8 protein-coding genes are annotated in these 8,219 nt (G+C 39.7%); 2 read left to right on the top strand and 6 right to left on the bottom strand.

Going from position 1 to position 8,219, the window contains the following annotated elements:
* Positions 1 to 203: 203 nt before the first annotated feature.
* The 5 genes from SPD53_RS18980 to SPD53_RS18960 form a co-directional block, all read right to left on the bottom strand.
* On the bottom strand, positions 204 to 1,184 hold the full coding sequence (locus tag SPD53_RS18980; protein ID WP_336253494.1) for an aliphatic sulfonate ABC transporter substrate-binding protein: 981 nt from the start codon (positions 1,182 to 1,184) through the stop codon (positions 204 to 206).
* A 20-nt stretch (positions 1,185 to 1,204) separates the two neighbouring features.
* Positions 1,205 to 1,957: an ABC transporter permease gene (locus SPD53_RS18975; RefSeq protein ID WP_156857747.1), complete on the bottom strand. Its 753-nt coding sequence runs from the start codon at positions 1,955 to 1,957 to the stop codon at positions 1,205 to 1,207.
* Positions 1,890 to 2,732 carry an ABC transporter ATP-binding protein gene (locus tag SPD53_RS18970; RefSeq protein ID WP_336253493.1) on the bottom strand — a complete coding sequence of 281 codons (843 nt, stop codon included), beginning with the start codon at positions 2,730 to 2,732 and terminating at the stop codon, positions 1,890 to 1,892. The genes SPD53_RS18975 and SPD53_RS18970 overlap by 68 nt, the downstream gene beginning before the upstream one ends.
* A 47-nt stretch (positions 2,733 to 2,779) precedes the next feature.
* Entirely contained in the window at positions 2,780 to 3,709 is a 930-nt protein-coding gene (gene cysK / locus SPD53_RS18965; RefSeq protein ID WP_188858788.1) for a cysteine synthase A, read from the bottom strand.
* Positions 3,710 to 4,708: 999 nt separating this feature from the next.
* A complete protein-coding gene (locus SPD53_RS18960) occupies positions 4,709 to 5,434 on the bottom strand; it encodes a hypothetical protein (protein WP_336253492.1) in 726 nt (241 codons plus the stop codon).
* A 391-nt stretch (positions 5,435 to 5,825) separates the two neighbouring features.
* On the opposite strand from SPD53_RS18960, the gene SPD53_RS18955 reads away from it, so the two are divergent.
* Together SPD53_RS18955 and SPD53_RS18950 are read left to right on the top strand one after the other, a co-directional pair.
* Positions 5,826 to 6,464 carry a TcaA second domain-containing protein gene (locus SPD53_RS18955; RefSeq protein ID WP_156857751.1) on the top strand — a complete coding sequence of 213 codons (639 nt, stop codon included), beginning with the start codon at positions 5,826 to 5,828 and terminating at the stop codon, positions 6,462 to 6,464.
* Entirely contained in the window at positions 6,465 to 7,565 is a 1,101-nt protein-coding gene (locus tag SPD53_RS18950; RefSeq protein ID WP_336253491.1) for a TcaA NTF2-like domain-containing protein, read from the top strand. It begins immediately after the preceding gene.
* Between the two features lie 177 nt (positions 7,566 to 7,742).
* Here SPD53_RS18950 and SPD53_RS18945 read toward each other — a convergent pair whose 3' ends face one another.
* Complete coding sequence (locus SPD53_RS18945) at positions 7,743 to 8,135, bottom strand: hypothetical protein (protein ID WP_188858767.1); 393 nt, start codon at positions 8,133 to 8,135, stop codon at positions 7,743 to 7,745.
* Positions 8,136 to 8,219 lie beyond the last annotated feature (84 nt).

The raw sequence follows: 8,219 nt of genomic DNA, 5'->3' as shown, positions 1-8,219 counted from the left end.
CGTTTGCATATCCTCCTTGTTGTTATAAATAGAATCCACTGCACGTTGCCAGCTCGCACGATATTCTTCACCTTCCAAGAAGTTCCATGGGCGGCCCCATAAATTCATTTCTTCCCCACATTTTGGACAGTAAGGAATCAATTCATTAGGAAAGAAAAAAGGCATCTTTGTTCCTTCCAATCTGGAACAAAGATGCCCACGAATCACTCCATCCCCTCTAAAATAGAAAGATCAATCATCCCCTCAATATCATTCGAATCAACATATTCTGCCTCTAGACTAATATCCGCCATTTCCTGAATGACTTGTTCATTCACATCTGTCGTTACACGTAGTCTGGAAAAGGCTGCTGCTGTTTCTTCTTTATCAATTTCTTTCCCAGTTAAATCCTGAATATGCTGAATCACAATTTGTTGTGCTTCTTCTGGATTTTCTTGGATAAATTCAACTGCACGTTTATGCGCTTGTAAATACTGCTCCGTGAGCTCGGTATTTTCTTTGAAATCGCTACGGGCAGCTACTACCGTATTGGTTGATTCCTCTCCCCAAGCAAACTCATCATAATCCATCAGCAACTCACCGCCAGCCTGCGTTTCCAAGATATATCCCCACGGCTCTTGTGTTGCTGCAGCGTCTACCGAATTTTGAACAAATAAAGTTGCTGTATCTGCTGGTGCTGCCGCATGCATTTCTACAGTTCCACCACTTGACGTTGCTTCTAAGCCAACTTCTTGTAATGCTTTACGGAGCATCACATCTTGCGTACTACCGATAACCGGAATGGCGACTCGCTTTCCATCTAAATTTTCCAGTGACTCGATGCCACTTTCTTCACTCGTTACAAGTACTGCCCCGCCATTAACGGCACCAGAAATAATATGAAACTCTGGATTTTGCAGATAAATATTTAATAGTGGACCTGGTCCAACCGTACCGACATCGATTTCATTTGTTTGCATGGCTTCCATAAATAATCCGCCATTTGAAAATGTTTGTGTTTCAATTGTGATATCTTCCCCAAATTCTTCTGCAAAATAACCTTCTTCCAAAGCAACAATCGATGCAACATGTGTCAAATTGGGAAAATATCCAATCGTAACGGTATCCTCGTCATTCGAACACCCTGCCAACACTACTCCGATAACAGCGATTGCTAACAACAATTGAACAAACCTTTTCATCATCCTATTCCTCCTCAAGTAATCTAACTGATTCCCCATTTTCGTTGAACGGAACGCTCCAACCGTAAGAATATAAGTTGGTCCATAATCGTTCCAATCACTGCGATAATAATCATGACAGAGATAACGAGATCCATTTGTCCTAAGGAACGGCCGGCATCGAGTAATTGTCCAAGACCACCACTGCTCGCCAGTAATTCTCCTGCCATCAAGGCGCGCCAAGAGAATGCCCATGCAATACGCATACCGGATAATAATTGTGGGACAGACGCCGGGACAATAACTGTTCTTAGAAAATGAAACCCGCTTGATCCATAGGTTTTCGCAACCCGTTGATACAGCCTCGGCACATTTTTAAATCCACTCGATGCATTCATTGTCATCGTCCATGTGGCACCAATGGTTACGATAAAAAGAATTGCGAACTCATTTAAGCCAAACCAAATAATCGCGAGCGGAAACCAAACAATACTCGGAATGGATTGTAATGCCGTGACGAGAAAACCTAATGTATCTTCCACCAGCTTATATCGCCAAATTAAATAACCAAAAATAAGACCTATTAAGGTAGCAATCGAAAATCCAAGGAGAATCCTCCCAATACTTCTGATCACGGCTGCTGTAATTTGCCCATCGATTAATCCAGTAAAAAGTGTCTCCAGGACAAGGAGTAAGCTTGGGAACATAAAGTCTGGCAGCCCGGAAACTCTAGATGTTACTTCCCATATCACCGCTATCACTGCGATGAACAGGATTCGCCTTAAAGCTGTAGTCATCTCCCATTTCCTCCTTTAACACTTTTTCTATTTCTCCCTCTAGGAGGCTTAATATTCTTTGTTCCGTATGTAAAGTAACAGAATCAGGCATGACCCCATCTTTTGTCGTTGGTACGGGAATAATTTCTTTTATTTTCCCTGGTCTTGTTGCAAGCACCACCACTTTCTCCGATAATTGCACCGCTTCTCGAATATTATGGGTCACAAAAAAGATCGTGACATTTGTTTTCCTCCATATTTCGAGCAACTCCCGGTGCAACACCATTCGGGTTTGTTCATCCAATGCGGAAAATGGTTCATCCATTAATAAAATATCCGGTTCCATCACAAGCGCTCTCGCAATCGATACGCGCTGCTTCATCCCACCTGACAATTGGTGAGGGTACGAATCAGCATAATTACTCAAATGCACCATTTGCAAGATATCTTTCGCTTTTTTCTCCATCTCATCTTTGGATTGCCCTTTTATTTTCAAGCCATAGGTGACATTATCGAGCACCGTCAGCCATGGGAATAAACCGTCCTCTTGGAATACAACAACACGGTCCGGGCCGGGTTTTTTTACTTCTTTTCCAGCAACCGTAATCAATCCTTCATCTACTTTTTCTAAGCCGGCAATCAAATAAAGCAATGTTGATTTCCCGCAGCCTGAAGGACCAACAATCGAAACGAAACTCCCTTTTTCCACTTCCAGATTAATATGGTCCAAGACTTCTAATCTTTCATTGTCTTTTATGGGAAAGCTTTTCTTAATTTCTTTAATGGATAAATACATGTCCTCACCTCCACAACCATCTATTTTAATAGCTTGTTATATGTAAATTACACAGAAAATAAATCACTCGTTAAATAACGCTCGCCACTGTCCGGGGCAATACAGACAACCGTTTGACTTGGATCCAGTCGTTTTGCAACCTTTAAAGCAGCGAAAACAGAAGCACCACCAGAGGGTCCTAATAAAATCCCTTCCTGACGAGCAAGGTCATAAACGGTATCATAAGCATCTTGATCTTCAATTTGAATAATTTCATCATAAATTGACGTATTCAAAATATCCGGAATAAACCCAGGACTCGTTCCAACTAATTTATGTTTTCCGGGTTCACCACCTGACAAGACAGGAGACCCTGCTGGTTCGACGACAATATTTTGAATCTCTGAATCATACGCTTTTAGTGCTTCTCCCGTTCCGGTTATCGTCCCACCGGTCCCAGCAGTACAAACAAATGCCGCAAGTTTCTTTTGTTCTTGCTCCACCGCTTCGATAATTTCTTTTGCTGTTGTAATCCGATGAATAGCTGGATTTGCTTCATTTTCAAATTGCATCGGAATAAAGCTATTTGGTGTCACAGCAGCAATTTCCTTCGCCTTTTCAATCGCTGCCGGCATCTTTCCAGCTCCCGGTGTAAAGACAACTTCAGCACCGTACGCGCGTAATATGTCGACCCTTTCTTTTGTCGATGTATCCGGTAAGACGATAATCGCTCTATATCCTTTAGCAGCGGCATTCATCGCTAAACCAATTCCCGTATTTCCCGAAGTCGGTTCGATTATCGTTGCTCCGGGTTTAATTAATCCCTCTTTTTCCGCTCGTTCCAGCATAGAAAAAGCAGCCCGGTCTTTCACACTTCGGCTAGGGTTAAACAATTCGAGTTTGACGTAAATAGCTGCACCATTTGAATCCGCAATTTTATTTAATCTCACTAACGGAGTTTCTCCGATTAATTCAGCAATATTGTTCACTACTTTCACGGTGGATCTTCCTTTCATTAGGTGAGTAATTGTTATTGTACCACACAAACATCTCTATTCAACCCTAATTACTTGGGTTTATACAAAAAACAAAAGAACATGTTCATTGCCCCGCTACCTATCCGTCATGGACAACGTAGCTGTAAAAACAGACTCAGTACTTGGTATAGCCTCTATTGTACTAATAAGCCTTTCCAAACAAGTTTTAATTTTAATGAATTTCATAATACGTATGTAATGCTTCACCATCACCATATGTAGTTGAGTTAGTTCGTTCCCAACTACATATGGTGATGGAAAAGCCGACTTTGGTAATTATGAAGTTAATTCATTTGTTAAAATATTTAAATAATAAGGAAAAACTTTATTCAGTGGGGTTATTATAGACCGTAAATGCGTGATGAAGGGAGAGGTAAAAATGAAATGTAAAGCTTGCAACGATAGTAAATTTGTTGAAGTTCCGGAATTTGAGCAACAATTTACAGTTTGCTTTTCTTGCGGAGAAGTATACTAATACGTTGATTTATCTAAATTAAAAAAGCACCTGCCTCCTCGTCCTTCCAGTCTAATGGTTAGGTAGTACAAATTTTTCATTTTTCCTTCTTATGCGGCCATTTTTATCTGTATATATTTTAGTCATGCCTAACTTCTGCGCTTGTTTTAAAAGTTCATCCGTTCGGGAATGGGAAGTAATAATGAAATAATAAGCAGCGAATCATTGCTAGCTCAGTAATAATTAATTTTGCTTCAAAAAATCTGAAAAAAGATAGCCATCGGAAACTATCATTTAGTCTCCTCTAGCTATCTACATTTTATTTACAATAAGAAATGGGTTTACTGCATAAACGTTAAATTAATTTAATGAATTTCATAATACGTATTTAATGCTTCACCATCACCATATGTAGTTGAGTTGGTTCGTTCCCAACTACATATGGTGATGGGAAAGCCGACTTTAGTAATTATGAAATTCATTCAATTCTATGTATTATTGCTTTATTAGTACACATCCGAGATATACCATTTATCACCGTATTGCATCACTTCTACACTCACTAATTCTTCTGCATCTTCGGCATCGATAAAGACGGAGTTGTACTTCACAGTCGCTTCAAAATCGATGTAATCCTCGCCAGTGTCTATCTGTTCAAGATCAAGCAGTTCCATCGTCACATCCAGATTTTCAAGCATCTCCATCGCTTCCATCACATCTTCATCTAGCATTTCCTCCCAAACAAGCGGATCGACATACTGCTCTATTTTCTCCACATCTCCATCACTAAGTGCTGTGAAAAAATTCTCTATCACTTTTTCCGGACTGTCATTAGATCCCTGGAAGATGAAAAAAGCGATCAAAACAATAAGAATCCCGCCGATAATAGAAAGATTTCGTTTGCCTAATTTTTGCGCCTTTTGTTTCATGGAATCTACAAAACTATTTTCTTGTATGGGTACCGCGGGCTGTTGTTGGGGCTCTTGCTTTTGTTTCTCCGACTGATTGGCTTGGGCCAACGCCTCTGCTTGGTCCGTACCTCCTGTTCGCTCTTCTGTATCAGCAATTGTTTGGGACTCACTTTCGCCCTCTCGCTTCGTCCCACAGTTCAGACAAAAAGCACTCTTACGCTCAAACTGCACCCCGCATTCCTGACAAGCTTGGCGCTCCCCGCAATGGCCACAAAACGTAACATCCCCGATTTCTTTGTGGCAATTAAAACATTCATGCATATTATCACTCTTTCTCTAGTATGATTCACCTACATCGAGATAATAATACACATTCCCGGGACTTTTGTAAAGGAAACTATAGACCTTTAGAATCAATCACGCATTTTTCTAGAGTATTTTTAATCACTTTATATTCATTAAATAGTAAAATCAGCTTAACAAACTGGAAATATTAGTCTATACTACTAATGATTGAATAGATGAATAAAGTGAAACTTCATTCAGTGGGGTTTCCTTACCTTCCCCCACTGAATGTTAGTTGAACAGAATCAGGGATTGCCGGACTGTTTATCTCCACCTTCACCTAGTAGCTTTCCCTCGTGTTTTGAGGTGGGGGTATTACAGACCGTTAATGCGTGAAAAATATTTCATATAAAGGAGTCTATCAGACATGGAAAAGTACTGTCAGGAATGTGGAGAAGCTATCGATGAATCCTTAAACTTTTGTCAGAACTGTGGGCATAAATTGCACGCCTCTTCGGCACAGGGCACAGTTATCCCTCCTAAAAAGCAGCCAAGAACTTACTCGAAGAAACAAAAAATAATCATAGGTGCAGCTGCCGCTCTTTTGGTTATCATGATTGGCGGCTATACATGGGGGAAGTCATATTTCTCTCCAGAAAAAACGGCAGAACGGTTCATCACAGCAATAATTGATGAAGATTATGAAAAAGTTCAGGATATGACAAGGATGCAAGGTGAATCGATCTCACAAGCAGAGGCAGAAGCACTTATCGCGCTTGCAAAAGATGAGGCACATTATATCAACATCGAAACGACGAATTTAGAAGACTTTTCTTACCAGAATGACCTGATGAAACTAACGGAGAACGGCAAGCATTTATTTATTTTTCCTAAATACCTATTTTCTTTAGTACCGCAATACGCGGACTTCAATCTGCCTTTTGAAAATATAGAAACAACATTTAATGAGGAAACATTCCCTGCCAAAAAGAACGATGAACGAAATATTGTTTATGGGCCACTCGCACCCGGTAAGTATACAATACATAGCACTTACAGCGGGTAATTGACGGAAGCTGAATCAGAGGATGTAGTAATCCTCGGAGACAGCTCTAGTGATACGGTTTATCAGGATATTCAACTGGATGCAGAATCGACAACATTCCACTTATATAATGAGAATGGCAGTCCGATTAAAAATGCATATATGGAAGTGAATGAAGAGCAGATCCCCTTCGATGAAAGCCTAAATATTGAAGCATTCGGTCCGCTAAACCTGGATGGTTCTGTCACGGCAACCCCAATTATTGAAACAGAATGGGGTAAGGTAACACTAGATGAGATAAAGATTGAAGAAGATTACTATGAGCTCACCTTGAACACTGTAAGCAAGGAGCTAATGGATCATTTATCAGAAGTAATTTTATTGTATGGAGAAGAATATGTGGAAGCCTATGCAGCGAACGATGCTACTATTTATACGGCTGTTACGGAAAGTTTAAGAGGGACTTTTAAAGACAATTTTGCTTATAACATAGATTATGGAAAGAACTTCACAGGGCAACTAGAAAAAATCGAACTAAATTATGACGAGCTAACGTTCTATGACAAAAATGAAGTTTCCGTCCCAGCTAATTTCCATTTTACAGCCTCCACTTTTCATAGTGACGAGCAGCCTGATTTAGAAGAACGAATTGACACCGTAGCACTTCGTATCATTTTCGATGCGGAGGAAGATAAATGGCTGATTGATGAAGCAAATTCGTATGGAATGTTTAGCAATACAGATTTTGAAGCTACGGAAACCCTCGAAGGTTCACAGGGACTGCATCAGGCTGCCAAGTCAGCTTCAAAACCTGCAAGCAATGATGTAGATGCGCAAGTAGAAGAAGCAACGTTAAATTATATTTATAACCTTGTTGAAGCAATTAATGCGGATGATTATGAGCTCGTTCGTCCGTATATCAAGGATGATAGTGCCCTTCATGGCATGCAAGTGGACTTAGTAGATCGCTTAGCGGAAAGTGGCATGAAGCAAGAGGTCATCGATGCAACCGTAACAAATATTGAAGAAGACGGTGACGCATGGATTGTAACGACAGACGAAACGATTAAGAAAATTTATAACAGCGGTGAAGAGGAAACTAGTGATTATAATTGGAAGTAAACCGTAGAATCAGATGGTGATGGGATGTCGTTGACGAATATAGAGTAAAAGATTACTATAATGAATTTCATAATACTGTTTTGGATTCAATCAGCTTACCACAAAAAAACTCGCTATTGTATATAAGTTCAATAGCGAGCTTTGTAATTTCTGACATTAATTATGAAAACGCCATTTTCACTTTTTCTTTTTAAATGTCTTAAATAGGAAATAAATGAGTATTGCCACCACCGCATAAATCAAAAACATCACCATAAATCCCCATAGCCCCGCTACTGCATCCGCAAACTCCATATTTCCTCTGTTCGTGATTGCTTGCTGCAGCTCGATCGCAAATACAAGGACAACCATAACGGTAAATGTATAAACAAAGGAAAGAATCGTTGTACTCCACTTCATTTTTTCAATGATTTTAAAGAAAAAATACACCATGAAGAACGTTACCATTCCAATAATACCGATGATCCAGAAATGAAGCTGCTTATCTGTCATATGTAAACCGAACATATCGGTCAATATATCATGGATATCATTCACAATTTCCGCCAATATAATAACTATTTCTTTCACTGGAAGCCTCCTAAAACTACTTTAAATAACGATAGTCTTAGTTTACTATAAATCTATAATAATAGACATAGGGCTTTACACTAC

Origin of the sequence: Oceanobacillus sp. MO10714A, assembly GCF_037072045.1 — a bacterium.
Taxonomy (GTDB): Bacteria; Bacillota; Bacilli; order Bacillales; family Amphibacillaceae; genus Oceanobacillus; species Oceanobacillus indicireducens.
This window is presented reverse-complemented; position numbering and strand designations above follow the sequence as displayed.

Excerpts from the sequence above, each read along its gene's own strand:
- SPD53_RS18980 (WP_336253494.1), bottom strand. The coding sequence starts at position 1,184 with ATGATGAAAAGGTTTGTTCAATTGTTGTTAGCAATCGCTGTTATCGGA.
- SPD53_RS18975 (WP_156857747.1), bottom strand. The coding sequence starts at position 1,957 with ATGACTACAGCTTTAAGGCGAATCCTGTTCATCGCAGTGATAGCGGTG.
- SPD53_RS18970 (WP_336253493.1), bottom strand. The coding sequence starts at position 2,732 with ATGTATTTATCCATTAAAGAAATTAAGAAAAGCTTTCCCATAAAAGAC.
- SPD53_RS18960 (WP_336253492.1), bottom strand. The coding sequence starts at position 5,434 with ATGCATGAATGTTTTAATTGCCACAAAGAAATCGGGGATGTTACGTTT.
- SPD53_RS18955 (WP_156857751.1), top strand. The coding sequence starts at position 5,826 with ATGGAAAAGTACTGTCAGGAATGTGGAGAAGCTATCGATGAATCCTTA.